This window comes from Isoalcanivorax pacificus W11-5 (assembly GCF_000299335.2).
Lineage (GTDB): Bacteria > Pseudomonadota > Gammaproteobacteria > Pseudomonadales > Alcanivoracaceae > Isoalcanivorax > Isoalcanivorax pacificus.
The window spans coordinates 1252666-1279494 of record NZ_CP004387.1; the positions used below are offsets into that span (position 1 = coordinate 1252666).

Below are 26829 nucleotides of genomic sequence, written 5' to 3' on the forward strand. Positions count from 1 at the left end.
GGCAATGGCTAAGAGACCGACAAAAATGACCGAACCAGCCCATAGCCTGATGTATACCCCCGGCTCGCTGGCAGCAGGAAAAGCATTCGCCGACACCAACCAGTTGTACGCGAAGGTAACACCATATCTGAAGGATGCCTTTAACGAAAAGCAGGAATCCCTTTTTCACGATGCATTCGGAAACAGGATTTCTTTGCTTTGGGGGCCGCCGGGTACAGGAAAGACCACGGTCTTGGCCGGGACTATTCTTGGGTGGATTGAACATTACGCCGAGGCGGGAACTCCGCTGCGTGTCGGTATCGGGTCCAGCAACTACAACGCTATCGATAACGTCCTCAACGAAGTCCTGGAACTGATCAACAGACGGACGGCCTCGGTCGGAGCGTTAGCTTGTCCGGTTCGTGTCACAAGGGTGAGGAGCGACTCCTCCGCACCCCCCTTGAGTGATCAGATCGAAGATATGCCGAGGACCTCTGCAAGGGCTCAGGGTTTTGTGAATGCCCTGAAAGGCGACGCTCCCGGGATCATCATCGTGGGGGGCACCTGGCAACAACTTGGACGACTTGCCGAGAAAGACCACCAGGATAGCGAGCCGACAGCCGAATGGTTTGATCTTCTGGTGATCGACGAGGCATCACAGGTTCAGGTTGCTGCGGCTGCGGCCTACTTTCTGCTTTTGAAGTCTGATGGGCATGTTGTCCTTGCAGGTGACGACCGGCAGCTTGGGCCGATCTACGGCTTCCAGATGAAGGATAGCGTTCAAGGGCTGTTTGACTGCATTTTCTCTTACATGAAGGAGACCCACGGCATCACCCCGGTGCAGCTTAAACACAACTACCGGACCAACGTGGAAATTTCCGCATGGCCCTGTAAGCGTTTTTATAAGAACGAATACGAAGCGTTCTTCCCCGAGAGAAAGCTGGATCTCGCCATCAATATTGATGGAAGACCCGCCGACTGGCCTGAGCAGTTGCCATGGTCCGACGAGTTTCTCCGCATTCTTGACCCGGCTTGCCCTGTGGTGGTGATCAGCTATTCCGCCAACACCTATACGTTATCGAACCCTTTTGAGGCGCAGATCGTTTCCGCTTTGACCCTTTTGTACAAGAAGCTGGTCGACGCCCAACAGTCCGGAGTAAGCGCCCAGGAGTTTTGGACGCAGAAAATCGGCATTGTGACTCCCCACCGAGCCCAGATGGCATCCATCAGAAATCTGCTCGTGGACGCAGCCGGTATGACGATGGACCCGCCTCCATTTGTGGACACCGTAGACCGGTTCCAGGGTCAGGAGCGGGACCTGATCCTTTCCAGTTATGTGGTGGCCGACCGGGATTTTGTTGCGTCTGAAGATGCGTTCATCCTAAGCCCACGACGATTCAATGTGACGCTGACCCGGGCGAGAAGCAAGTTTGTGATGCTTATCAGCGACGCGCTTCTCCAGTATCTGCCATCCGATCCGGACTTGGCTCGTGACGCCGCTCACCTGCAGCTCTTTGCCGAGCAATATTGCAGTTCGGTATGCGACACCATCGACTTGCCGTTCTTTGAACGCGGTGCTCTGTCGACCATGAGATGCAAATTGAGGGGGCGATACGAGAATGGAGTTTGATGCAATCAACGCCGATCCATTTGTGGCTGTAGGGGGGGAGTACTGAAAGATGCCTTCCGTCCTTGCATGGATTGATCATGACTCGAAAGCAAGGGAACGCACGCTTCGCATCCTTTCCCTTTTCCAGGAAAAGGAAAGTCGTGACGAGCTTGGGCTCGGCTCCGTGCGGGACAGCTTTGCCGATCAGTTGTTTCCAGGAACAAGCACGATCCAGACACGCCTTCGCTACATGCTTTTCGTGCCATGGATTTACCATTCGCTAGAAGAGAAGCGACTACCTGCAGAGAGTTTTTCGATCCAGGCTGACAAGCTGGAAAGAGACCTGGTTCAGCCATTGATGGATTCCGATGATCAGGCTGGCGTCTTTGGTAAGACCGCAGGAAAGAGGCTCAAACGGTTGCCCAGCTCCGTCTGCTGGGCCGGTCTCGGTGTCTGGGGAATACGCATTACGCCATTCTCGCAGGACGAATATCACAGGCGCATCGACGAAACATACCGTGGCCGGAATACCCTGACGGCTCTTGAGAAAGACGCAAAGGCACGGGGAGACGACATCGATGTTGAGCAGCGGATGGCCACTCTTAGTTGGCATCCTCGATTGCCAGCACCTCCGGAAGATTTTCCGGGGGCGGTGAACTTCGCTTTATCCAGAGAAGAAGCCGAATTTGTTCGGGATCGCATCCATGTCGCTTGCCCCAACAGTCTCCTCTCGTTCTTGGCACTGCACTGCGAACCCGCCGACACCCAAGCTCCATGGGAGCATCCGGACTACGGCCGCTTTTCCGAACAGCATAAAGAACTCCTGACCCATGCACGGCTGTTCTCGGAGGTGATGCATGGAGCGGCGCTCTCGTACAATGTTCAGCTCGCCAGACTTCGAAATCATGAAGACCTTGTCGCCGAGCATCAGGCAAATTTCGATGAATGGACCGCAAATCTTTCCCTGGAGGAAATTCGCTCCTGGTCGGTGAACCGCCTCTGGGAGTTGACCATGGATCATGGCCACACCATCACTCCGCAAACGAGATTCTTCGTTCAGCAGTGGATCGACCATACCCGGAGGTCCCCCAATGACCTCCTCACTAACGCAGATGCTCTCACCCTGATCAAAAGAAGGGAAATGAAACTCAAAGGCACGCGTTCCCGATTCAGGAACCAGAGGGCGCTCGAGCAGTGGGGCGGGTACTCCGGCGTCGGAAGACTTGTCTATCGCTGGCCGAATGTGAAGGTGCTTCTGAACGACCTGTACCAGGGGATGAGCCGGGAGGAGAAATGCTAAACCCAAACTCCCGGAGCCTTTATACCTCTGCATTGACCCCACCGCCGGGGATGATTTTTGACGAGGCCGTTGCGACCACCTTTTCGATGGACCCAGCGCTACTGCTTGAGGCACCTGTCTACCTGGCATTAATGGCGGCGGATGGTCAGACCGATCCTGATCCGTTGTCTGTGCTTGAAGCCATCCGCAGGTACTCGAAACGAATCACTGTCTATGTGCAACGAGGACGGATTCAAGTGCCCCAGATTGCCAAGCCCAATCCATTGTTTGGGTTTCTGGAGGAAATGGTCGTCGAGGTAACGGCCCCTGGCGGAGGCGTCTTCCATCCAAAAGTCTGGGCAATCCGTTTTGTCAGTCCCGATCAAAGCAGCTCGATGTACCGTCTGGTTGTCCTGACGAGAAATATGACCACCGATCAGTCCTGGGACCTGTCACTTCAGCTCGAAGGGACGATTGCGGGCCGGAAGTCCAAATCAAATGAACCGCTGGCTCATTTCTTCAAGACGCTTCCTGATCTGGCCACCGGAACAACAGAGCCCGGCAGGAGCGAACAAGCGCTCAGATTCGCGGACGAGTTGCATCGAGTCCAGTGGGAACTCCCCGACGGCTTTGACGAGCTGACCTTCTATCTTCCGGGAACGAAAGCGTATGACTGGGAGCCTCCCATGGCAAATCGGATGGCCGTCATCTCACCGTTCTGTTCAGATGAGGCTCTGCGGGCGTTGACGAAAAAAACCAAGGCCGCTGATGCCCTTATCTCACGCCCTGAGTCATTGTCAGCCCTGAAGAAGGAGACTCTCGAGCTCTTCACGCAATCTCTCCATCTGGACGACGCGGCGGAAACCGAGGATGGCGAGGAAGACGATGCCATCGAAAAGCCGCTTGCGACCGGCCTCCATGCAAAGGTCTATCTGTTTGAGACCAGGTACTATTCAGACTACACCCATGTGATCATGGGGTCTGCGAATGCAACCAACGCGGCGCTGAATGCTTCGAAGAATGTCGAGATTCTGGTCGGGCTAGTTGGCCGGAAGAGTAAAGTCGGCGGCATCGACGAGCTTCTTGGCGCTGACGGATTAGGTGAATATCTTGTCGACTTTGACACGAGCAAGGAAGCAGAGATTGATGCGCTCCGGCAGGCGGCTGAGGAATCCGTTGAGAGGGCTCGCTCCCGGATAGCTGAAACAGCCCTGTCCATCGAATGCAGTCCGGGATCGAAGGACGGTCTGTGGGCAATGGTTTTGACAGGAGAAATCCCATCCCTTGATGGGATCGTCAGTGCTATTGCATGGCCGATAACCGTTACTCGGGACTTCGCGGTGGATATTCTTAACGGCGATGCTCACTGTGGGATCGGCCTCGGAGAGTTCTCCGCCTCTTCTGTAACGGGGCTCATCGCGTTTGAGCTTAAGGCCAACCATCCGGATGTTTCGGCCCGGTTCGTTCTGAATGTTCCCGTTACCGGCGTTCCTGAAGAACGTAACTCTGCGATCCTGCAAACCGTGATCAGTAATCAGGAGGGATTCCTGCGTTATCTCCTGCTGTTGCTGGGGGATGATAAGGTATCCGGACTTGATCCAGGTAGTGGCTCCGGGTTTGCCAAATGGTTGGCCCGGTTGGCAGATGGTGAAGATATCCCTCTACTGGAAGAGCTGACCCGCACGTACAGCCGACACCCGGAGAGACTATCGGAAATCTCGGGGCTGGTTCGCGATCTGTCCCAGGGAAGCCAGAATGCGATTATCCCCGAGGACTTTTTAAACCTCTGGACGGTTTTTGAGTCTGCCATCGGGAGGCGTGATGCATAGCAACTGCTTTTTATCTGCTCCCGCCTTGGCTGGTCTGAAAGATTTCCAGAGGAAGACCGTGGAGTACGTCTTCAAGCGGCTCTATGGCAATGAGCCAACTTCCCGTTTTCTGATCGCCGATGAAGTTGGACTCGGGAAAACGCTAGTCGCCCGGGGAATCATTGCCAAGACCTTGGAGCACCTTCAAGACGAGGTGGATCGGGTGGATGTGATCTACATCTGCTCCAATGCCGCCATCGCGACCCAAAATGTCAATCGGCTCAATGTCAGCGACGCGGATGGTTTTTCTATCGCTACGCGACTGACGTACCTGCCCAGGCAAGTACGCTCGCTGCGACAGAACAAGGTAAATTTCATCAGCCTGACGCCTGGTACAGCCTTCGACCATGCCCGCAGTCGAGGCGGGCATGCCGACGAACGGGCAATTCTCTATCGGATGCTGTACGACTTGCCCCTGGCGCAAAATGAACGGCGCAAACGGCTGCGCGTAGGCCTCCTCAACATTCTTCAGGCGACAGCAGGTAAGTATAACTGGCGAGCCAAGGCCAAAAACCTTCCAGCAGAGGATCTGGATACAGACCTTTCCAAGGCCTTCCGCCGGGCAGTTCTTGAGGATGCCGAACTGTATGCGGCCTTGAAGGAAGGCTGTGAACGCTTTGCCCGATACCGGGACTACAGCAGAATTCCTTGGGAGGACTCTGAGCTTCGCTACGACCTGATCGGAAAACTCAGAAGCAAGCTGGCGTCAGTGTGCCTTTCCGCGCTTGAGCCCGATTTGGTCATCCTTGATGAATTTCAACGATTCAAGCACCTGCTGGACGGCGATGATGAAGCCTCCATGCTGGCGACCGCGCTCTTTGAACATCCCGACGTTCGCGTTCTCCTGCTGTCTGCAACGCCCTACAAGATGTTCACCCTCGACCAGGAGAATGACGAGGACGATCACTATCCAGATTTCATTAGGACACTGAACTTCCTCTTCAATGATTCCGGCAAGGTCGACGAGGTCAAAAGTCTTTTGTCAGAGCATCGAACAACGCTCCACGCCTGCGCAAAGGGCTCCGTATGTCATCCGGGAAAAAAGGCCGAACTTGAACGAGCGCTCCTGAAAGTCATGTGCCGAACGGAGCGGGTCGCGACGACTCGTGATCACAACTCAATGCTGACCGAGATCGAGCGGACGGCTCCCCTCACGCCAGCGGATCTTCGGCACGCTGCGACCGTTGACGCAGTGGCGATCTGCGTGAAAGCAGGGGAACCAATTGAATACTGGAAGTCTGCGCCTTACTTGATCAACTTTCTGAAACATTACGAGCTGAGACATAAGCTGGATGCCCAGTTAAATGACCCTTCAGATGCTCTTCGCGGAACTCTTTTATCGGCAAATGGACAGTTGCTGACGAAGGACAAACTGGAGGGCTATCAGGCTCTCGATCTTGCCAATCCAAGGATGCGCTTGCTCTTCGAAGACACTATTGATAAGGGCATGTGGCAGCTTTTATGGATGCCGCCGTCCATGCCGTATATCAAGCCAGGTGGTGCATACCAGGACAAGGATGGTTTGACCAAAGCCCTTGTGTTTTCCTCTTGGAGCGCAGTTCCGGACGCGGTTGCGTCAATTTGCTCCTATGAAGCCGAGCGAATGATGATCGCCGGAACCTCGGTTTCCCACAGCGAGCTCTATGACAAGATCAAGCCATTGCTGCGGTTTGCGGTAGCCTCAAACGATAATCGCCTTACTGGTATGCCTGTCATTGCTTGGTTGTTGCCGTCCCCAACACTTGCCACCAAGATCGATCCGCTCGAGATTGCATGTCGCCATGGAAGCGGGCCAGTGGACGCCCAGAGATTGAGGAGCGAGGTTAGGGCTGCCTGCCGCAGTTTGGTCGAAACCCTGCCTCGTGCCGGGGAAGGGACGCGAGCTGATGAGCGATGGTATTGGGCGGCTCCCGTTTTACTCGATTCTCATAACGGGTTGCTGGACTGGTGTAAGAGCCATTCGGGATGGAGATCCGCTACACCGGACCATGAATCTGGCACTCGCTTCAAAGATCACATCGACCTGCTGGTCAGCATGGCAGAGGGTAACATTCCTCTCGGCCCTCAGCCGGAAGATCTAGTCGATGTGCTTTGCGATCTGGCCCTTGCTGGTCCTGGCGTGTGTGCCTTGAGAGCACTTCGCCGTATCAGTGCCGAACTTGACGTGTCCGACCCGAACCTTCTTTCGGCCGCCGCCAGAATCGCATCCGGCTTCAGATCTCTTTTCAATATGCCTGAAACGATTGCCATGCTGCGAGGCTCCGGCGAAGACACTTATTGGCGTTTAACGCTTCAGTACGGTATTGACGGCAATCTCCAATCGGTGCTCGACGAATACGTGCATGTCCTTCGAGAGTCTTTGGGTCTCCGAGATCGATCACCGGAAGAACAAGTGACTGGCATCGCCGAGTGTATCCAATCGGTGTTGTCACTGCGGACCGCACAGATTCGAATCGATGAAATAAAGATGTCGGGCGACGGCTTTGCTCTTGACGATTTCAGCACCCGCTGTCGTTTCGCGCTCCGATTCGGGGATATTCGGGACGACAACAACCAGGCTCTCGTTCGCGCCGATTCAGTGCGGGATGCCTTCAACTCACCGTTTCGTCCCTTCGTTCTAGCGTCGACCTCAATTGGCCAGGAAGGGTTGGACTTTCACACTTGGTGCCATGCGGTGGTCCATTGGAACCTGCCTTCCAATCCCGTTGACCTTGAACAGCGCGAAGGGCGGGTTCATCGCTACAAAGGCCATGCGGTCAGAAAGAATATCGCGGAACGATATGGTCTGACTGCTCTTTCCGAGGCGTTTGAGGAAGGTGATCCGTGGCAGACCCTGTTCCATATCGCGGCCCAGCAAAAGTCTAATGGGCACTCCGATCTCATCCCATATTGGATCTTCGAAGATGGTTCCGCCCGGGTTGAGCGCCGTATACCTCTACTTCCATACAGCAAAGAAGTTGGGAGGCTAAAACGACTGAAGCAAGGCTTGGCCCTTTATCGGATGGTTTTTGGTCAACCCCGCCAAGAGGATCTGCTGTTCAGCCTTAGCCAGAACGGTAACCATGAGTCAGCAGATTTAGCCGACTGGTTGATCTCGCTTGAGCCACCGGAAACGTTTTTGAATGATGAATTCACCGAGGGAAACACGCCAGTTCTACCTACATCAGCGTCTGGCCAACGTCAGTGAGGGCGATTGACGCGCTGAAGGGCGTCGCTGGAACCGAATTGGCCATCCCCGATGTATATCCTTGTTTTTGCTTTTCTTTATCCGGTGTTACCCGCCATTGAATCGACAGGCGTGACCGGTGCTCCCAGTAGTTCTGGCCGCGCACACGGGGTGCAGAAATCCAGTACGCCAAAAGTATGGAAAAACCATACCTTGAAAGTCAAGTAATGCAATACGACAGTGGTTCGGAGATTCCGTAGCTTCACTTGCTCATGAGATGAGAGGCTCTGCCATGGCAGGTTTCCCCGAGCGATTGAAAGCAGCGCGAACCGGACTGGGTCTGACCCAGGAGCAGCTGGCGTTTGAGCTTAATGTCACCAAGGCCTCCATCTCCGCCTGGGAGAACGGCAGGGAAGGGCTCGGCTTCCGGCTCTTGCCGGCCATCCGCAGGGTGCTGGGGGTGTCTCTGGACTCCCTGATCTGTGGCGAAGGTGGCAAGACAGAACCGGCGGCATCGGCCCCGGAGAAACTGACGACCCGCAATGAAGCTGAGGCCGAGCTCCTGAGAGCCTTCCGCCGCCTGCCGGCCAGACGCCGCAAGGCGCTGCTTGAGATGATCGATTAACCGGTCCCGAGTGCCCGCTCTGCAAGGCGCTCCCGCAGTCCCCCTTTGCCTGCCGGATTCTCGGGTGCTGTGGTCTGCTCATCCTCGCTTTCCGGCATGAACTCCTCGACTACCTGCAGTCCTTCCTCCTCCAAGACCTCGAATGCCGCAGCGCAGAACCCGGCTCGTGCAGCTTCGTCCAATGCGTTCTGGCTGAGGCCTTCCATGGCGAGGCGTTCCGAGTCCTGCTTTGCCTGAGCGATAGCCGCACTCAGTGGCAGGTTATCCGGGGTGGTCAGATCCACGTAGTAGATCGGCGCCCGGTGGCTCTGGGTGGTGCTCTTGCCGCGAAGTCGCAGACACAAGGGCAGGGTGGCCAGCAGGCCACCAGAGATGGCGTGGTAGTAACGCAGTCTCGCCGTCAGGGTGCGGATACTGTTGTACCCGGTGGTCCGGAATACGAACACACCGAGATCCTCATCGTCACCGATACGGACACTGAGCCGGGCGTAGGGCTTGCAGCCTCCCTGTTTGCCGATGTCGCACTGGTCCGGCCCGGGGCAGGGCAGGTGCTCCCAACCTTCAGCCGTTTGCCGGCGACACAGCTCGCCATCGCCGACACACAGTGGTCGTCCAGTCTGGCGGTCGAACAGCGAGTATTCGGCACGCAGGTTCAGGTCGGGGTCGTTGAAAAGCATGCGTACCGGGATGGCCCGCAGCTTGTTGCCCGGAGCGTCCTTGCGCAGTTGCTCGTCCAGCGGGTGCAGCAGCCAGCCGTCCTTGCTCTGGATCTGGGTGGTAACGGTGAACTGATCATCTTTCTCCGGCAGTCGCTTGCCGTTCTTCTCGATCACCCGGCCAATGCTGATGCGGCCGATGATGGGTGGGGTAATGGCGAGGCCTTTGATCATGGTGTGTCTCCTGTTGGGTCAAAAAATAAAAAAACGGCACCGGGCGCGAAGCCGGGTGCCTTCTATGCCGTGGGTAGGCGGGTAAGTGGGTAGTCAGGTAGGTGGATCAGGTGCGGATCAGAAAACGTCGTGAGCCGGCGCGGATAGTGCTGTACTCGTTGAGCAGTTCCGGGTGTGCCTGCAGCAGTTTCTTGGTGTCCAGCACGGTACTGTCCTGACTCCGCTTCCAGCTGGCTTCTCCGCTGGCGAATACCGCCTTGCTGGCATCGCCCATGGTTTCCTGGATGCGCTGCTTCAGGGCGGATTCCCGCTGTTCCAGCCGGGAGAGCTTCTCGCGGATATCGATCAGCTCATCGAAATCGCCGCAGAGGGACAGATCCTCAGACAGATCCATCACCGTGCCGGCGTCTCTGGGGTAGAGCGCCTGCAAAGCCCGGCCTGCAGAATCACTGCCATCTGCCGGAGGCGGAATATCCGTTTCGACGTAATGCCAGAACTGCCGCTCCAGCTCGATCAGGCGACTGATCACTTCCTCGTCGCGATCAATCCGGAACACCTGCAGATCCTGACCGCAGAGCAGGACGCTGACATCGGCTGCCTGCTTGCCGGTGACGGCCAGCTGATGCTGTACCTGACACTGGATGTACTCAGGCACCCCGTCACGCCACAAGCGCGAGCCGAACTCTCCGGCCGTCTTGCACTCCAGAATCTGCACCTCGTCATTGCCGACCACGGTGTAATCCAGATTGGCCAGCATCCAGGCCTTGTCCGGGTCCGGGTGCTGCAGCACGGCATTGATACGCCGTACCTTGTTGCCGGTCTTGCGGCTGTAGTGCTCGGCCACGATGGGTTCGAGCACGTTGCCCCAGTACATGGGTGAGGTCATGTCACCGGGATCGACTTTCGGCAGATCCTGATCGCGGCCGGTCTTGATCATCCACAGCTCCAGCTGTGACTGATACGGGCTGATGCCGCAGGCTGCTGCTGCGTCACTGGCACCGATGCCTTGCTTGCGGACCTTGAGCCAGTCTTCGCGGCTCATGCCCTTGGTGGAGACCAGGCGTAGCGCTGGCCGTTGAGCGTTGTCTCGTATGCGTGATGTGCTCACGGGCTACCTCCAAAGCAGCGACGGGCTGCGTCCAGGAAAGATGAAACCGAGAGGGGCATAAGCCCCTTCCCGGCAGGTGGGTCGGGCGGTGTGTCACCCTGGGAAAAAAACTGCGTGACCAACTCGCTGGCCATCTGCGCGAACTCGCGATCACTCGGTAGATTGCCTTCGTGGTTCAGCAGGTGAGTGGAGATCTGCTCGCCGAGAATGGAAACCACCTCGTACTCGAACACGCCAGGGAATGGTTCAGGTTGGTCCCAGTAGGGCTGGGCGTATTGCCAGATCACCGGGATGTACTCACACACCGACTGGATCAGCTCGATGCAGCCGTTGCCCCAGAGATCCAGTATTCGGATGGAGCGTTCGATATCAGCGGAATTGAGCATCATCCCCTCGTGCAGGAAGGCGCCCCAGACTGCGGCCAGATGGGGGGAAATCGGCGGCAGTGGGGCGCCCGCCTGCGTGGGCTGCTCGGCGGTTGTTTGGTTGGTAGTCATGGTTTGCTCCTTAACGGCAAAAAGCCCGGCCGGTTTCCCGGTCGGGCTTCGGATGGCTGGGCAGGATTCCGGAGATAGAGCGATTACGTTGTTTTAGTCTGTGCCTAAAGGATGGTATGTATTAAAACTATTATGAAGTTGTCCGCGCAGCGATAGCTTTTATATATTAAAAGTCTCTCAACGTAAGTATTCTAGGATGATCAGAATATCTGATATCTTGAAAAGACAGGGGGGTATGGAAAGTAAAGGCATTCACCGTCTCTGCAGCTAGGTGGGTGAGTGCATTCACGATATCGCCTTGTTTGGGCTTAAGGAGAGTTTTATGAGTAGAACAGTTGATGGTTATGAGTACGACCAAGATGGCGCACATACAGATTATGACTGGGAAGATCTGCATCCCGAGGATATTGAGAGCGAAGAAGACGAAGATGATGAGTCGTATGAAGACTGACCGTGAAAAATAAGTTAAAAACTACTAAACAATTTAGCGGCACGTGCTGACTCTTTCGGCTACATGAATTCGGCGCTCCACAGTCATCGGAGCTCCCTTGAAGTAAGCAGCCCGACATTCTACTGTCGGGCCCTAGGTGCTCGTTGAAAGTGTCGTATCAGGCAGCCAGTGCGAGGGCCTTACTGAGTGCTTGCTGCTTCAAAGATGCACCCTGACCGAACCAGGCTGAGTCAAGCCGGTGATCATCACTGCGCGCCCGCCGCTCGTGATCCACGAACTCCGTCACGGCATTTAGCAGGCCATAAGCAGTGCCGCAGGAAGAGGGCAGATGTGCCCCACGACCTTCGCCGTCGAACAGGGCGCGGACCTTGCCCATGGCACGTTCGTTGGCCTTCTGCTCTACCTGGTCGGGGCGTGGCTGGAACAGGGAACGGATGAATTTCTCGGCTTCCGACTGCTTCACCTTGCGCTCGCTCAGCGTCTTCAGGCTGTACATGAAGTCATCCCAGGCAGACACGGAAATGCCCATTTTCTTTTTCACGGCCTCAGCATCGAACACGCTGCGGTGTGACACCTTCACGCACTGCGACTGGCCATTGAGTGCCACGGCCAGAGTGTTGTTGCACACCACCCGAACACTGGTGAACTGCGCAGTGGTGGCAAGCGTGCCGTCACAAGCCGTTGCCAGCAGCACATAGGCATCGGTGCGATCATTGCCCTTGATCACACCGCTTTGGCCGGTTCTGGCCAGCGCCCAGATCTTGCGACCGCCTTTGAGGCTGCCAGCAGTCTCCAGCTCGAATCCAGATTTCTCGGTGAGGTCGCGGTAGAACTCCATGATCTCCCGGGGCTGAACGACCTGGTAGCGCTGGCTAACCACGGACAGAGGATCATGGGTGTCCGAGCGGTACAGCACCTTGTGGTCATCGAAGGAGAGTATCTCTCCAAGGTGGCCCTTGTTGCCGCTCATGAAGCGCACCGGGGTTTCGTGGATAGACCAGTCCAAACCAGCCTGCGTCATCCAGACCTCCAGCGGCTGCTTCTCCGCCAGCTTGTTGCCCAAGCCATGCCAGGGCGTGCGGCCAACAAAGGCCATTTGTTCAACTTGATGTGCCATGGTGAATCTCCTGAATCAGGCGACCAGCAACGACGGATACCCAGCATGACAGGGCATCACGACGAAATTGGTCGCATTGGGGACAAGGGAAGGTCAGATCCAGCCGCGTTCGGCCAGGCTGACCCAATGGGTTTGGGATACAACGAAGTGATCCAGCACTCGGACATCGACGAGGCTGAGTGCATCGGTCAGTCGCCGGGTGATGGAGCGATCTGCCTCGGACGGTTCGGCGCAGCCGGACGGGTGGTTGTGCGAGAAGATCACTGCAGCCGCGTTGTGCTCCAGCGCCCGCTGCACCACCACTCGGGGATATACGGCAGCGCCATCGATGGTCCCGGTGAACATCCGCTCAAAGCTGATCACCTGATGCTTGTTATTGAGGAACAGCACCCCGAAGTGCTCGTTCTTCTCCTTGGCCAGTGACAGCTGCAGGAAGCGGGCGGCATCCTCGGGCTTGGTCAGGTTCTCTTGACCGGCGAGGCTCTCCAGCAGGATGTCAGCAGCAATCTGAACCAGAGTGTCCTGGCTGACGTAGCCCCGGACCCGGTACAAGCCCTGATCGTTCTTGACGTAAGGCGTCTTGGCCATAAGGTCCTCCAGACGGCAAAAAGCCCGCACGAGGCGGGCTAATAGGTTGATGGGGTAGAGAGGTGGAATCGATCAGCAGGCACCGACAGGGTCAGTCAGTGTCCACGCTGAAGGTGTGTCCGCATTCCATACACTCGAAGCTATCGAGAATGTTCTCGTCGACGAAATCACCGAGGGCGGCACCGGCCGATCCGCCGGCAACACCACCGACCAGACCGCCCAGCAGGGCGCCAGCCAGTCCGCCCAAGGCAGAGCCGGCAGGGCCGGCAGGGCCGGCGAGGGCGCCAACGGTGGCGCCGATCCGAGCGCCGGAGGTGGCAGCGGCAATACCGCTGGCCGCACCGGCAACCGTACCGACTGAGGTGCAGACCTTACGGCCTGTGTGATTGGCTGCGATCCGGACGGACCGGCAGCTGGGGCATTGAAGAATCATGAGGGCTCCTGAAGTGGCATGCGCCAGAAGTGGGCTGGGGCGCATGGAAGGAAAGGATGGCCAGCCTCAGGAGGGTGATATGTGTTTGAAATTATTTGGGATTTTAAGTTATGTATATAAATAATACATGTCGTTAATGACTGCATGTATGTCGGTGACGAAGCGTGGTTTTTCAGGCATATCACCTTGATAATATGTATCCAATTGGATACGATTGGCCGATGTTCACTATTAACGACACAAGCGTTTTCCGGGGCTGGCTCAACAGGTTGAAAGATCCCGTTGGTAAGGCGGCTGTGCTGAGGCGGATTGGGCGAGCCCAGAAAGGTAACTTCGGAGACCATAAGTCGGTAGGGGAGGGCGTGTTCGAGATGCGCATTCCTGCCGGACCAGGGTATCGGGTGTACTACATGCAGACCGCTGATGCGGTCTATCTGCTGCTGGTGGGTGGCGACAAAAGCAGCCAGCAGGACGATATTGAGAAAGCGCAGCAGATGGCTGCCGAGATCAGAGAGGAAGCGAATGATGACTAAGGCAGCGAGCGACAAATACGGCGTTAAGCCATTTGATATTGCTGAGCACCTCGATAGCGAAGCTGTCATTGCCGAGTATCTGACTTCGATACTGGCGGATGGTGATCAGGATGAGCTGCTGGAGGCAATCAGTCAGGTGGCACGCGCGCGAGGTATGGCGGATCTGGCGCGGGACGCAGGCTTGGGTCGCGAAAGCTTGTACAAAGCCCTGCGCCCTGGCTCCCAGCCACGCTTCCATACTGTGGTGAAAGTTCTTCATGCGTTGGGTGTTGATCTGCAAGCTGTTCCGACTGCGAAAGCACACTAGTGGGAGCGGTTAGAGCGCTGCTTGTGAAGCTGCTATTATAGTGCCTTGGCTGGTGCGGGAATCAGCGACTGTGAGCTAAAACGGGACTTGAACCCGTAAAACGGATTTGAAAGCGGGGGTAATTTCAGGGGTAACTTTTTCGCCCAATTTAAAATTTCCTTAGCAATCATAATGCTTTACCTTTCGTTCAAGTCCCTCCTGGCGCACCAATAAGCCACTGTTTTTATTGTTATTTTCCCCTTCCTTTTTCTTAGGTGTCGAAAAACTGTCGAAAAATTCAGGCAGCGACGGCGCTGAGTCGAACTGAATCGCTTCCCGCAAAGGATCCGGAGCAACATGCGCATAGCGCATTATTCTCTTCACCCATAGAACATTGAGAAACGCCGTTTAGGAAATTCCGTATTAACGTCCTGTAGCATTCAGTCGTAGGGCAGGGCGCCCTGCACGCGATGCAATGCGCCTTCAGATACAGGCGCAGCGAACGGAAGCCTGCAACCTCGAAGCGTCATGCCCTTTCAGGTGCACCGACTCTCCGGCAATAGCCTAACAATACATGATCACACTCCACGCCACGCGCAAGCTGTTCGCGAAACCGCCGTTGAATGGTGAGGGGCAGTTGCCCGTAACCGGATGGACCGAGTGGCTTTATGAGCAACCCGCACTGCATATCAACCCGCTGAGTGACTGGCACGGCAAGCTGGTGACGATGCAGCACCGCAACTGCATGTTGCTGAGACACAACGCCACCCGCTTTCCGCTGGCGTTCTTCGCGTTGACCAAACCCGATTTCGCCGAATTGAATGATTGTTTTGTGGATGTATTGATGACAGCCATGATGAAATGTGAAGCAAGCGACACTCAGCGGCATGAAGGAAGAGCTGGAACTGCTATTGCATTACGGCGACCTGAAAGTAGCGGGTATGATCGGCTATGGCGTCAGCGCCTGGCTGGCCATCACACCAGGCTCAATCAAAGGCAGCCCTTTCCTGTGACCAAAAGAAGAAAGGCTGTCGCTGCTTGACGACCTGGCTCATCCCGCCGGTACCAGCCCGACAAACACCGAATGAATCGACAGGGTGCGGTAGAGCCAACGGCGAAACCCACCACGTCCAAGCCATTGTTCACTCCCGCAAACCCAGGCGGAACTGTCCCTCCCCCACCACACGTCCGATAATCAATACCAACCCTGGGCCCATCTCAGCCAGACCAGCAAAGGCCGGTATCTGGACAGCTGGATAGCACAAGAGGATTTAAATCGCGGTGGAAGCGCCATACAGCCACCGGCACAAAGCGGGCAGATCGGTATCTGGCAAAGCGCAATCAAAATATGAGCAAAACTATGCTTTGCACAAATAAACTGCGTGGCGCACAGAAAATCCGGTCTAACTCTGGTCGTTGACCATATCAGGAAAGGGGTGTACAAAACACAATAATACTGCACATATGACCAGTATAATTTGGCAGGAGGCCAACGGGTATGACGCACAGTTTTGGAGGGATATGGACCAGAAAGAAGTTGGGGGTACTGGAGCGCTACCTTGCTTTTTATATGACCGCGTTAAAGAAGCAGTCTTTCACGCTCCACTACGCCGATGCCTTCGCCGGCACAGGGTCTCACTCTCCAGCGATGCAGGCTGATCAGGAAATGTTGATTCCCTACGAGGATTTTCGGGGGTCTGTACAGGCGGCTTTGTCAGTCGAGCCCGCGTTTCACCACTATCATTTCAATGACCTTAACCCTGATCATATTGCAGAACTCCATCAGTTATCCGACAGTCATCCCGATAAGGTGATCCATATCTACCAACAGGATGCGAATGTTTTCGTGCCACAGTTCTGTGCAAGTATGGGCAGAAGCGATCGGGCAGTGCTCTTTCTCGACCCCTACAGTACACAACTGGACTGGTCTACATTGAGGCATGTGGCCGCATCCGGCAAAGTCGATATGTGGATGCTGTTTCCCTTGTCGGTGATCTTGCGCATGACGCCCCGCGATGGTGACAAGCTCAGGCCTGAGTGGGATGGCACTTTGACGCGACTCCTGGGAACACAGGATTGGCAGCAGGCTTTCTACAAGCCTTCTGTCGAGCCGGCCATCGACGATCTCTTTGGTGACAGCAAAGATTCTGGCATTCAGCGTATCGACGCAGGAGAGCTTGGGCATTGGGTAACAGGCAGATTGCGAGAGATATTCGCCTTTGTGCCCGAGCCAATGTTGCTCGAGAATAACGGACATCCATTGTTTCTTTTCTATTTTGCGGTTTCCAACCCTTCAAGGAGTGCATGGGGCTTGGCGCGGCGGGCGGTGCATTCCATTATGAAGCAGAAGTAGGAGCCTTCATTATGAGCAAGATCGAGTGGACTGAGCAGACCTGGAACCCGGTGACCGGATGTACCAAGGTTTCTCCGGGGTGCAAGCATTGTTATGCAGAAACCATGGCGCACCGGCTACAGGCGATGGGGGCGCCTGGGTATGAAAATGGTTTTGGCCTGAGTCTGCTCCCGGAGCGGCTTGCGCAGCCTCTGCGCCGCCGTAAGCCGACGATGTATTTTGTGAACTCGATGAGTGATCTGTTCCAGGATGGTGTGCCTGACTCTTTTATTGACCAGGTCATGGAGGTGATTCGTACCACGCCTCAGCACACTTACCAGATACTGACCAAGCGCAGCGGTAACATGCGGGATTACTTTGCTGGCCGCAGGGTGCCCGACAATGCTTGGTTGGGTGTTTCCGTCGAGGACCGAAAGTACGGTAAGCCGCGTATCACTGAACTTCAGGCGATTAAAGCCAGGACCCGTTTCCTGTCCGTGGAGCCCCTGCTCGAGGATCTTGGACATATGAATCTGAAAGGTATCCATTGGGTCATCGTGGGCGGTGAATCTGGTGTGGGTGCCAGGCCCATGAAGCAGGAGTGGGCGCTTAACATCCGTAATCAGTGCCTGACCGAAGGAGTCGATTTCTTTTTTAAGCAGTGGGGTGCATGGGGGGCGGATGGAAAGCAGCGTACCAAGAAAGCGAATGGTCGTCTGCTGGATGGCCAAGTCTGGAACATGATCCCTTCCGTGATGGTGTGATACAACCTGAGATGCCGTGGCCCGGCGCTTAAAGGGCCTGGTGTTCAATACCGTGGCATCTTCCCCAGCCCCCCATCTCCCGATGCACCACCTCCTCAGGAAGATACTCCTGCTCCAGCCGCCCCTTCTCCTGCCCCAGGAGAAACTCAAAAAAGGCCCGCTCTTCGTCGTTCAGCTCCGCGGGCGCACTGTGTTTGGCGGGCACAGGCTCCGGCACAGCACACCCCGGCGCATGCCGCTCAAAATGCGCCCGTGTCATCATCAATGAACAAAGTGCTGGGCAATACTGCCGGGCACGCGCCAGCATCAGCAGCCCCCAGGTATCCATATCGCCCCAGTAAGCCACCTGCTTATCGCGGAAGGTGTCGGCACCAAGCCATTGCAGATCCAGCCCGGCGCCGAGAATGGCGACGGTATCGGGCAGGGCAGGTAACAGGTGCAGGCATTGCTCGTTTTCCACCACCAGCACGCGTGAGCCGGGCAAGGGGGCCCGGGCCAGTTCCTGCGCGGTGACGCGTTGGCGCCGGAAGGGGAGCAGCCCGGCCTGGAGCGGCACGATCATCAGCCAGTGGTCCTTGTCTGCGGGCGCATCGAGAAAAGGGTATAACCCCTGTTCGCTGGCGGCGCCGTTGTACCGTTCATCCAGCAGCCGGGTCAGCAGGGTGGCATGGCGCTCGACAAATTTGGTGTCTACCTCCAGCCCGCCCAGCAGCCTGAGCGGACGCCCGGCGGCGATGCCCGGGGACAGGGTGTCGGCGAGGGTGGCGGCGGTTATCACGTCACGGGGTGCTTTGCTGCGCCACAACGGGCGTTCGGTCACCAGCAGTTCCCGGTATAGCGGGGAGACGCCGTGCGCCAGCTCCTCCAGAATGCTGAATTCTTCACGGACGAGATCATTGCCGGTGGCCGCCACCCATTCCGATGGCGTCCGCAGGCACCAGTACACCGGCACGGACACCGGTTCCGCGCCGGCGCGATAATTGACGGTTTCCCAGATGACCTCGCCGATGCTGACGGCTCGCCAGCGTTGTACATGCGCCTGCACCTGCGGGATCTGATGGGCAAACTGGCCGCCGGTGGGCTTGCCGATGGGCAATCGCAATGGCCAGCTGTCTGCAGACAGCAGGCGTTCCACCCGCAGCGGTGCCCGATGCCATTGGCGGGCCAGTCGTTCAGCCAGCTCAGTGGGGGATTTCATGCTCTCCCTTCATCGTTCATTACTTCATTGTCGGTGTGGGCGCGTTGTGCGCGGGCCTCGTCGAGCGCCTCCCAGCTTACCGGCGTCAGGCTGGATTCATTGCCACGGCGATGGACCACGACGGCCGAGCGGGTGTGGTTGCGCAGCAGCCGCATTTCCTTATTGGGGGTGATGAACAGCGCGTGCAGGTGAAATGCTTTCAGTGCAGAAATGATGCGCCCGGCCACGGCATGGGAGCTGCGGGAAAAGGCTTCGTCCAGCACGATGGTGCCGAACAGGGGCCGGTTGCTGCCGTCCGGGCACAGGGCATAGCTGAGAGAGGCGGTGAGCACATAGGAGGCGATAATTTCCTTTTCCCCGCCGCTGCCGCCCTGGGAGCCGCTGCGGGTTTCGATGACGCGGCCGCTTTCCCGATCCAGTACGGATACCTTGAATTCCAGCCGGAAGCGCGGGTCCAGCAGGGCGCGCGCGCCGAGGGTACGGTGCCGTTCGCAGGCGTCGCGCAGCAGGCGCACGATATGTTGCAGGGCCGTGTACTGGCTTTCGCCGCCGTCATCGACCAGGCGTGATGAGTTCAGGCTGTTCTGCGCCTTGTTGAAGGTACGCAGGCTTTCGTGGACGACCTTGTTGGCAACCAGTTGCAGGTAGCGGTCGCGCTGGAAGTCGACCCGTCGCAGAGTGTGGTTGAGGTCTTCCAGGCGTTCTTCGATGCGCTCGACTTCGCCCTCGATGGTGGACAGTAACTGCAATACGCCTTCGTCGGAGGAGCGGGTGAGGTATTCTTTGAAGCGTTGCTGTTTTTCCGGCAGGGCTTCCTCGATAAGCAGAGTGAGCCGTTTCAGGTACTCCGGCACATCTTCCAGCTCGGTGCCTGCTTCCGAAAGGGCGCCGCGATCTTCTTTCTGGGCGTTGCCCATGGCCCTGACCAGATCTTTGGCCAGTTGGGTGTCAATGCCCTGCAGTTTATCCAATTGTCGTTTCAGATCGCTGGCGGTCTGTCTTTCGATGTTATCTATATCGTTGAGCTGTTGCGGTTCAAGCGCGGGCAGATGGGCTTCGGCCAATTGCCGCGCGGCATTCTTCAGGCCGGCTTCGGCTTTGCTGAAAGCGTTGCGCTTTGCTCGTTCTGCCTGCTCCAGTGAGGCGATCAGCTTCTGGCAGGCGCCAATACAGTCCGTGCGCGCAGTATCCAGCTGCGCGAGTAAACGGTCTGCTTCGGTTAGTTTTTCCTTGGCAACCGCGGCGTCGGAGTCTGGTGCTTTCAATGCCTGAAGACGGCTGTCCTGCTCTCGCAGTTCTCGCTCGGCCTGTGACACATTGATCTGGGTGTAGTCCAGATTTTTCAGCAGATTCAGAGAGGCCATCTGCTGCTCAAGGGCCGCCAGTGACGACTTGGCTTTTTCTTCCTCTGCACGGGCGGCGTCCAGCGCTGCCTGACTGTCGGCAATCTCTTGCGTCAGGGCGGCCAATCGATCCCGGTTGTCAAAGCCGGTCTGCCAGTCAGCACTGAGGCGTTTCTGGTCCTGTTTGTCGAAGAAGCGTGCCTTGCCCGACATCAGACCTTCGATCGTTATTGCATGCGGTGTATCACGCAAGGTCTCCGATGAGTCCACGCAATGCAGGTCCAGCCCGGCGAGAAGATCCTTGATGGTTTCCCGGTAGGGGTGGTCCTTGTAATCGAGCTTGCGGGTAAAGCCGTCTTCCAGAAACTGCGGCGGTTTTTGGGGGGCTTTGACTTCGAGAATACGCACATGCAGGGCATTGTGACGGCTGTTGATCCAGCGCAGCGCCTGGCTCATGGCGCCCGGCGGTACCAGGATGCGCAGCCGGTGGCTGCCAATGGCGCGCTCGATGGCGCCACGCCAGGCTTTCTCTGAGGCCTTGATCTGTACCAGTTCGCCCACAAAAGGCAGGTCGTCTTCTGTCAGTGACAGCTCTTCGGCCAGCAGGGCCCGGAATTGCTGGTAGTCGCTGCGAATATTGGAGCGCGGGCGCGCTTCTACCTCGGACCGTTCCCGGCGCAGGGCGTCCAGCGTGTTGCTTGCCTGGCGGCGATGGCTGCCCTGTTCAAAAGCGTGCTCCTGTGCGTCCTGGTGCGCCTGGGTGACCTGCTGCAGTTGTTCGGCGGCCTGTGTCTGGTTGGCCAGCACGGCTTCGCGGGTGAGGGTGTCGGGCAGTGACAGGGAGCGGGCCAGTTGCTGGTACTGCGCGGCATGGTGCTGGCAGCGTTCCAGGTTGGCGCGTTTTTCCCGAATCAGGTCTTCCAGCGTTTCGATATCGGCCCCGCCGAGTTGCAGGTAGGCCTCGTGCAACTGGTTGCGCGTTTGCTGCTGGTGGCGATGCTGTTCCTCGGCGGTGGCCAGGGCGGCTTCCGCCTGGTGCAGCTGGTGCGTCAGGCGCTCTGATTCGGCTTTCCACAAACGGTGGGCCTGTTCGCCAAACCAGACAGGCAGAACTTCGCTCAGGGTGATCTTGTCGGTCAGTAATGTGCGGTTTTGCTGGTACTTGTCCCAACCGGCCCGGATGGGCTCCAGGGAGCGTTGCTGACGCCGGGCGATGTCCAGTTCTTCGTGGATGGCGGTCAGGTCATCGAAGCTGTCTGCCACTTCGCGGGCGCGCTGGAACTGGGCGTTATCGTCCAGCACCAGATCCCGGAAGATGTCGTCGATGCTGTTCAGTTGCTTGAGGCCTGCGGCGCGGTTGAGCAGGTTGAAGGCGTTGTCGCGGACCTCGAAGTGGTCGCGCAGGCGCGCCAGAAAAGCCTTTTTGCTCGGGTAGGTCCAGATGCCGCTCCCGGTCTTGTCCAGTTGCCGCAGGGCGCGCATGCCGCCTTCGTGCTGCACGGTTAACCAGCTTTGCAGGGTTTGCTCGGGATGGGTGCTGAACAGCCACAGTTTCTTCATGTCCGACGGCGACATGCTGGGGCCGTCGAACCACAGCAGGGCGCCCAGGCGGACCAGGCCGTCGCCGTTATGCAGTGTGGCGGCCAGGCCGGTGACGGTGCGGCCCTGCCGGGCAATATGCGACTGCGCTTCGCTGCCGTCGCCGGGGCCGGTGACGCCGCGTACATAGGACACCAGGTCCCGGTCACTCTCGTGGCCGCCGGTGGAGGCCAGATTGTAGCGGGGCGCGGCGGTAATCAGGGTCATCAGTGCGTCCACCAGCGTGGTCTTGCCGCTGCCGGTGGGGCCGATGATGGCGGTGCCCTGCAAGTCGATGTCCGCCCGGTGCAGGCCGTTGAAGCCGCCCCAGTTGAACAGTTCCAGGGAATGCAGTGTGTAGGTGGCGGCCAGCTGCCAGCCGTTCGTCTGTCCGGCGGCGTCCAGCGTGTATTGTGTCGCCATCAGCGTTCTCCCCCGGTGCCATCCTGGTTCCGGGCCGCCTCGGCAACCTGTTGCTTGAGTGCATGCAGCAGGGCGGTCAGGTTTTCAGGGTTGGCCAGGTGCGCGATCATTGGCCGGATGACCACACGCTCGTGACTGTCCGGGGCGGACACCAAACCGTGGCCCTTCAATTGATCCAGTAACTGTAATACGCGGCTGCGCTCGCGGGCTTCGCTGCCGCTGTCACCCAGGTACAGCTGCAATGACGGCACCAGTTCGTCCACCGCCACGATGGCCTCGGTCGCGCCGCTGCCGGCTTCTTGTTCATAGGCAATGAAATGCTGTCGCAGGATCGCCACCAGCAGGGTCTGCTCAAGGTTCAGCCGCTGTTTGCGCACCAGGGGGTGTGACCAGTCATCCTGTTCTGCCGCTGCGCCCTGCGGCGAGTCGGTGGTATGGCGTACTGCCAGAAACACCAGCCCGCGAATGTCGTCAACGCGCGCCAGCAGATCCAGCGGTTCAAGAATGGCATTCAATTGATCCAGTGCCACCAGGGCTGTGCGATACAGATTGGGCCGGTGGGTGTGTTCCAGTAGCCCGAGGCGCAGCAATTCCTGAGCCGCTTCGCGCAGAGCCCGGTCGGTGCGGTCGGCTTCAGCCAGAGAGGCGCCTGTCGTTTCACCGGGGTCAACATCGGTGTTGCTGTCCGCATCCTCCGGTTCGTCGCCGGCCGGTTGCCCGGTAATCTGATCAAAAATCCCCGCCACTTAAAACTCCCATTCAATGCCGTCGAAGGCCTGTTCGCTCAGTGCCACCCTGGGCACCCGGAACAGCCACTCGCGCTGTTCTTTGTCGGTCAGTGTCAGTGTTTCGGTGTCCTGCGTGATGATGTCAATGCCCGCTTCGCGGGCCATGCCCAGCCACAGGGCCAGTGTTTCCAGATCATGGGCTGGCGGTAAACGTTCGGCCAGCTCGGCCAGGGTCAAAGGTCTTTCTTCCTTCGACAGCACTGCCAGCGTGTCCTGTACCAGCGCCTCACGGTCCAGCCCGTCGAGGGCGTCCCAGAATTCGTCTTCGATGCCGCTCAGATCAGCATCCTGCGGGGACAGGTCCAGTTCATTCTCTGCGTCGCTCTCCAGTGCTTTAAAGCGTAATCGCTCCGCAACCGGCAGGTTGGTCAGCGCAAAGCCCAGCGGCGGCAGGGGCGAAGCGGCACGGCGGACTTTTTGCTGTTGCCAGTCCAGATCCTGGGCCACGTTGAGCACCTCATTGAGCAACTGGCCGACCCGGTGATGTTCAGCCGCGAGCCCCGTCTTGATAAAGGCCCTGACGTCTTTCTCGCTGCGTGCACGAGCCTGCAATACGGCCTGGCTTTCCAGCACCAGCCGCATGCGGAGGAGTTTCAGATCCTGTCGCTGGGTGCGGGTGAGCGCTTTCTCCACCGCCGGGTGGGCCAGAATGCTGCGCAGTTGCTGGCGCATGTTGTCCAGCTCCACTTTCTGTCGTAATTGTTGCTGGAAACTGTCGAATACCCGCCCTTCGGCGGTATCCAGCAGGGCGGCCTGGCCATCCAGCAACCGGTCGACAATCTCGCCCCGGTGATAATGCTCGGACATGATCGACTGGCGCAGCGCACGGTCTGCCTCGCGCCAGGAGTCTTCCACCCGGCGAAAGTCTGCCCGCAGCCCGGTCGCCAGGGTGTACACCTCACGGATGCGCTCGACGGCTTCGGCCTCGGTCAGCACGGGGACATGGCCTGCTTCCACGTCGGCCAGTTCATTCTCCAGCAGCGTGATTTTCCGGCGGATAGCGGCCTTGCGGCTGGACGCGTCGGGGTTCAGCCCGACCTCCAGGTTTTCGATTTCCCGCTGCACCACCGACAGCCGGGAGGCGGTGGACGTCATGATGCGATTATCCAGTGCCTCAACGAACTGGATCGCCGATGACAGCGCATCGGTGCCATAGATGCGCTGGCCACGCTCAATGACCAGCCCGCGCTTGATCCACTGCCGCAACTCGCGGGCAGCCAGCAGGCGGGTATTGTCCGGGTCGATGTCGTATTCGTCCTGCGCCGCATAATTGGCCAGCATGTCCGACAGGGCCTGCAGGGCGTCCGTCTCGGCAATACCGTCTTCGGCAAAGTCGAACAGGGCGGTGAGGCACCCCAGCACCAGTGGCGCACGGGGTGAGGCCAGCAGCAGCCAGGCCGGATGCTGCCGACGGGCAGCAATGTACTTTCGGGTGCGGTGTTGAGGGCTGTTATCCATGGCTTTTTGTCGCGAGAAGCCGCCATCCTTACTATCGCAGGGGCCATATTGGCATGGCATGACACCCTTCGTCATGTGAGCGCAGCCCCGGGGAAGCCAGAACCCCGGGGAGTTACTCCGCCGTTCTCTTAATGGCATGATGGCGGAAAAACAATGCCACTGTTGTGTAGAGCAGCCAACTGGGGGACACCATGCTACGCATCCTGCTGACCTGCCTCCTGCTCTGCCCGGCATTCACCTGGGCAGAAGAAGAAGGCTCCTTTTTCCAGCGCTTCAGCAGCGCGGTATCCGACATGTCGCGCAAAACTCTGTATGGCGCCCTGTGTGATCAATTCACCGATGCGCCGGCCTGCTATGTAACGCCCTCCGGCAAGAAAGTCTGGGAACTGGACGAGCCGGAGCGCAGCCGCTGGCTGGCCATCGCCCAGTCGTCCGGGGCCGGGGGCACGCCGGCCGCCGGGGTGGCCGTGGAGGCGACAGGTGACTCGCCCATTGCCGCCGCCCCGCGGGCACTCACCGAGGAGGAGTGGGCAACGATCCGCGAACAGGAAGCCGCGCTGTTCTGTGATTTCTGGCGGCAGCAGGGCGACTCCGAGCGCACCCGCGAGCAGGTGGCCAGGTATTGCCAGTAGCAGCCCACAGAAGGCAGCACGCCACCGTAGGCCCGGTCCGGGTTTTCCCCTAAAATCCCGGCATCCCTTTGTTCAGGAGCAGCATTTTTATGGGTCGCGCCTATCAGAACCGCAAAGAATCCATGGCGAAAACCTCGGACATGAAAGCCCGGGTCTACAGCCGCTATGGCCGGGAAATCTATGTGTGCGCGAAATCCGGTGGGCCGGACCCTTCAGCCAACCTGGCGCTGCGTGGCCTGATTGACCGGGCCAAGAAGGACCAGGTGCCGTCGCATGTGATCGAGAAGGCGATCGACAAGGCCAAGGGTGGCGGTGGGGAAGATTACGCGCCGGCCCGTTATGAGGGCTATGGCCCCGGTGGCTGCATGGCGCTGATCGAGTGTCTGACGGACAACCCTAACCGCACGTTTGGTGATGTGCGGCTGGCGTTTACCAAGGCCAAGTGCAAGATCGGCACGCAGGGTACGGTCAGCCACATGTTCGATCATGTGGCGATTTTTGTGTTCAGGCACGATGACGAAGACGCGGTGCTGGAAGCGCTGATGGAAGCCGATGTCGATGTGACGGATATCGAAAACGAAGACGGCCTGCTAACCGTCTTTGCGCCGAATACCTCCTATGCGAAAGCGCGCCAGGCGCTGACAGAGACGTTTCCGGGCATCGATTTTGAAGTGGATGAAATCCAGTTTGTCCCGCAGAGCTTTACCACGCTGGGCGAGGAAGACCGGGTGCTGTTCGACAAGTTCATGGCCATGCTGAATGACCTGGATGATGTGCAGAACGTGTATCACAACGTGGAGCTGGGGTGAGAGACGAGTCGGACGTCTGAGAGACGAGTCGGACGTCTGACGTCGGACGTCTGACGCTTTAAAAGACAGAGCCGGCTTGTCTTTGGGTTTTAGCGTCCGACGTCAGACGTCCGACGTCAGACCTTGCCCCCCACAAACCGCACCACCTCGTCCACATCCCGCCGCGCTTCCGGCAGCCACGGCACCATGATCGGCCACACATGGAACAGCCCTTCGCGGGCAATCCAGGTCACGTCCACGCCCGCCTGCCGGGCCTTGTCGCGCACGGCTTCGGCGTCGCTGTACAGGCACTCGCTTTTATCCACCAGAATCATCAGCGGCGGCATGCCGGTGTAATCGCCCAGGCAGGGTGAGGCCAGCGGGTTGTCGCGGTGTTCGGCGCTGACGTACACGTCGGCGGCGGTGCGGATCATGCTGGCGGAGAGCATGCAGTCGGCGTCGTTGTTGAGGTCCAGGCTCGGGCCGCGGCCATGGGCGTCGGTGGCCGGGGAAAACATGAACGCACGGCCCGGCAGTGGCAGGTCGCGCTCGCGGGTGCCGAGCAGGGTGGAGAGGGTCAGGCCGCCGCCGGCGGAGTCGCCGCCGATAGTAATGCAGGCCGGATCAAAACCTTCGTTGAGCAGCCAGGCGTAGGCGTCCAGGCACTGGTTCACGGCGGCCGGGAACGGGTGCTCGGGGGCAAACGGGTAGCTTGGCAGGTACACGGCGGCGTTGAGCTGTTTGGCCAGCCGACCGGCCAGGTTGTGATAGGTGCGTGTGGTGCCGGCCATGTAGGCGCCACCGTGGATATAGAGAATGGCGCGTTCCGGTGTGGCGGTGGCGATGCGGTCGCCGGTGAAGCCGCGTGTTTCGATGCGGCTCAGGCGCACGCCGCGTGGCAGCAGTGTCAGCCCCGGCGGGTGATTGAACGCCTTGCGCAAATGTTTCACCAGTGCCTGTTCGGACAGGTTGTGGCGTTTGATCATGCGGCGGGAAAACAGCTTGACCAGTCGGGCGGTGAGGCTGGACACGGTAGACACTCCTGAAAACAGACGCGCCCTACCATAGCGGCAGGGCGCGGTACTGGCGACGACTA

General features: G+C 58.2%; 25 protein-coding genes. 14 read left to right on the forward strand and 11 right to left on the reverse strand.

Annotated elements, in window-relative coordinates:
* Window positions 1-25 precede the first annotated feature (25 nt).
* From S7S_RS05580 to S7S_RS05600, 5 genes are all read left to right on the forward strand, one after another.
* On the forward strand, window positions 26-1609 hold the full coding sequence (locus S7S_RS05580; protein ID WP_202966528.1) for a DEAD/DEAH box helicase: 1584 nt from the start codon (window positions 26-28) through the stop codon (window positions 1607-1609).
* A 49-nt stretch (window positions 1610-1658) separates the two neighbouring features.
* A complete protein-coding gene (locus tag S7S_RS05585) occupies window positions 1659-2888 on the forward strand; it encodes a DUF6361 family protein (RefSeq protein ID WP_008737832.1) in 1230 nt (409 codons plus the stop codon).
* The gene (locus S7S_RS05590; protein WP_035204982.1) at window positions 2882-4696 is read left to right on the forward strand and encodes a phospholipase D family protein; all 1815 of its coding nucleotides are present in this window, start codon (window positions 2882-2884) and stop codon (window positions 4694-4696) included. The genes S7S_RS05585 and S7S_RS05590 overlap by 7 nt, the downstream gene beginning before the upstream one ends.
* On the forward strand, window positions 4689-7922 hold the full coding sequence (locus tag S7S_RS05595) for a DEAD/DEAH box helicase (protein ID WP_008737834.1): 3234 nt from the start codon (window positions 4689-4691) through the stop codon (window positions 7920-7922). Before S7S_RS05590 ends, S7S_RS05595 begins: the two co-directional genes overlap by 8 nt.
* A gap of 271 nt (window positions 7923-8193) precedes the next feature.
* Window positions 8194-8526, forward strand: a complete 333-nt coding sequence (locus S7S_RS05600; RefSeq protein ID WP_008737835.1) for a helix-turn-helix domain-containing protein — start codon at window positions 8194-8196, stop codon at window positions 8524-8526.
* On the opposite strand, the gene S7S_RS05605 is transcribed toward S7S_RS05600, so the two are convergent.
* The 3 genes from S7S_RS05605 to S7S_RS18780 all read right to left on the reverse strand — a co-directional run bounded on the left by S7S_RS05605 (window position 8523) and on the right by S7S_RS18780 (window position 11021).
* Window positions 8523-9416, reverse strand: a complete 894-nt coding sequence (locus S7S_RS05605; RefSeq protein WP_008737836.1) for a recombination directionality factor — start codon at window positions 9414-9416, stop codon at window positions 8523-8525. The genes S7S_RS05600 and S7S_RS05605 overlap by 4 nt on opposite strands.
* 106 nt (window positions 9417-9522) lie before the next feature.
* A complete protein-coding gene (locus tag S7S_RS05610; protein ID WP_035204985.1) occupies window positions 9523-10524 on the reverse strand; it encodes a YqaJ viral recombinase family nuclease in 1002 nt (333 codons plus the stop codon).
* Window positions 10521-11021, reverse strand: a complete 501-nt coding sequence (locus S7S_RS18780; RefSeq protein ID WP_008737838.1) for a hypothetical protein — start codon at window positions 11019-11021, stop codon at window positions 10521-10523. Before S7S_RS18780 ends, S7S_RS05610 begins: the two co-directional genes overlap by 4 nt.
* Window positions 11022-11343: 322 nt before the next feature.
* On the opposite strand from S7S_RS18780, the gene S7S_RS20095 reads away from it, so the two are divergent.
* Window positions 11344-11472, forward strand: coding sequence for a hypothetical protein (locus tag S7S_RS20095; RefSeq protein WP_274544716.1), 129 nt, complete (start codon window positions 11344-11346; stop codon window positions 11470-11472).
* 157 nt (window positions 11473-11629) lie between these two features.
* Here S7S_RS20095 and S7S_RS05620 read toward each other — a convergent pair whose 3' ends face one another.
* Window positions 11630-12589 carry a DUF932 domain-containing protein gene (locus tag S7S_RS05620; protein ID WP_008737839.1) on the reverse strand — a complete coding sequence of 320 codons (960 nt, stop codon included), beginning with the start codon at window positions 12587-12589 and terminating at the stop codon, window positions 11630-11632.
* 93 nt (window positions 12590-12682) lie between these two features.
* Window positions 12683-13177, reverse strand: coding sequence for a RadC family protein (gene radC, locus S7S_RS05625; RefSeq protein ID WP_008737840.1), 495 nt, complete (start codon window positions 13175-13177; stop codon window positions 12683-12685).
* Between the two features lie 115 nt (window positions 13178-13292).
* Here radC and S7S_RS19800 point away from each other — a divergent pair, with 115 nt between their 5' ends.
* From S7S_RS19800 to S7S_RS05640, 3 genes are all read left to right on the forward strand, one after another.
* Window positions 13293-13538, forward strand: coding sequence for a hypothetical protein (locus S7S_RS19800; protein ID WP_008737841.1), 246 nt, complete (start codon window positions 13293-13295; stop codon window positions 13536-13538).
* Between the two features lie 236 nt (window positions 13539-13774).
* Complete coding sequence (locus tag S7S_RS05635) at window positions 13775-14143, forward strand: type II toxin-antitoxin system RelE/ParE family toxin (protein ID WP_238582943.1); 369 nt, start codon at window positions 13775-13777, stop codon at window positions 14141-14143.
* Window positions 14133-14450: an addiction module antidote protein gene (locus S7S_RS05640; RefSeq protein WP_238582944.1), complete on the forward strand. Its 318-nt coding sequence runs from the start codon at window positions 14133-14135 to the stop codon at window positions 14448-14450. Before S7S_RS05635 ends, S7S_RS05640 begins: the two co-directional genes overlap by 11 nt.
* Window positions 14451-14609: 159 nt before the next feature.
* Here the strand turns inward: S7S_RS05640 and S7S_RS19555 are convergent, their stop codons facing one another.
* Window positions 14610-14801 carry a hypothetical protein gene (locus tag S7S_RS19555; RefSeq protein ID WP_144401604.1) on the reverse strand — a complete coding sequence of 64 codons (192 nt, stop codon included), beginning with the start codon at window positions 14799-14801 and terminating at the stop codon, window positions 14610-14612.
* A gap of 202 nt (window positions 14802-15003) precedes the next feature.
* On the opposite strand from S7S_RS19555, the gene S7S_RS19185 reads away from it, so the two are divergent.
* The 3 genes from S7S_RS19185 (at window position 15004) to S7S_RS05650 (ending at window position 17525) form a co-directional block, all read left to right on the forward strand.
* On the forward strand, window positions 15004-15471 hold the full coding sequence (locus S7S_RS19185; protein ID WP_202966529.1) for a DUF6933 domain-containing protein: 468 nt from the start codon (window positions 15004-15006) through the stop codon (window positions 15469-15471).
* A gap of 456 nt (window positions 15472-15927) precedes the next feature.
* Window positions 15928-16782, forward strand: a complete 855-nt coding sequence (gene tcmP / locus S7S_RS05645) for a three-Cys-motif partner protein TcmP (RefSeq protein ID WP_008737844.1) — start codon at window positions 15928-15930, stop codon at window positions 16780-16782.
* An 11-nt stretch (window positions 16783-16793) separates the two neighbouring features.
* On the forward strand, window positions 16794-17525 hold the full coding sequence (locus tag S7S_RS05650; RefSeq protein ID WP_008737845.1) for a phage Gp37/Gp68 family protein: 732 nt from the start codon (window positions 16794-16796) through the stop codon (window positions 17523-17525).
* 28 nt (window positions 17526-17553) lie between these two features.
* Here the strand turns inward: S7S_RS05650 and S7S_RS05655 are convergent, their stop codons facing one another.
* From S7S_RS05655 to S7S_RS05670, 4 genes are read right to left on the reverse strand one after another with little or no spacing between them, the layout of a single operon-like run.
* Complete coding sequence (locus tag S7S_RS05655) at window positions 17554-18723, reverse strand: DUF3322 domain-containing protein (protein ID WP_008737846.1); 1170 nt, start codon at window positions 18721-18723, stop codon at window positions 17554-17556.
* Window positions 18720-22067 carry an ATP-binding protein gene (locus S7S_RS05660; protein WP_008737847.1) on the reverse strand — a complete coding sequence of 1116 codons (3348 nt, stop codon included), beginning with the start codon at window positions 22065-22067 and terminating at the stop codon, window positions 18720-18722. Before S7S_RS05660 ends, S7S_RS05655 begins: the two co-directional genes overlap by 4 nt.
* Entirely contained in the window at window positions 22067-22813 is a 747-nt protein-coding gene (locus S7S_RS05665) for a DUF4194 domain-containing protein (protein WP_008737848.1), read from the reverse strand. Before S7S_RS05665 ends, S7S_RS05660 begins: the two co-directional genes overlap by 1 nt.
* On the reverse strand, window positions 22814-24313 hold the full coding sequence (locus tag S7S_RS05670) for a DUF3375 domain-containing protein (protein WP_008737849.1): 1500 nt from the start codon (window positions 24311-24313) through the stop codon (window positions 22814-22816).
* A gap of 191 nt (window positions 24314-24504) precedes the next feature.
* Between S7S_RS05670 and S7S_RS05675 the strand changes: the two genes are divergently transcribed.
* Both S7S_RS05675 and S7S_RS05680 read left to right on the forward strand, forming a co-directional pair.
* The gene (locus S7S_RS05675; RefSeq protein ID WP_008737850.1) at window positions 24505-24945 is read left to right on the forward strand and encodes a hypothetical protein; all 441 of its coding nucleotides are present in this window, start codon (window positions 24505-24507) and stop codon (window positions 24943-24945) included.
* A gap of 89 nt (window positions 24946-25034) precedes the next feature.
* Complete coding sequence (locus tag S7S_RS05680; RefSeq protein WP_008737851.1) at window positions 25035-25754, forward strand: YebC/PmpR family DNA-binding transcriptional regulator; 720 nt, start codon at window positions 25035-25037, stop codon at window positions 25752-25754.
* A 116-nt stretch (window positions 25755-25870) separates the two neighbouring features.
* Here S7S_RS05680 and S7S_RS05685 read toward each other — a convergent pair whose 3' ends face one another.
* Entirely contained in the window at window positions 25871-26764 is an 894-nt protein-coding gene (locus tag S7S_RS05685; protein ID WP_008737852.1) for an alpha/beta hydrolase, read from the reverse strand.
* Between the last annotated feature and the right edge of the window lie 65 nt (window positions 26765-26829).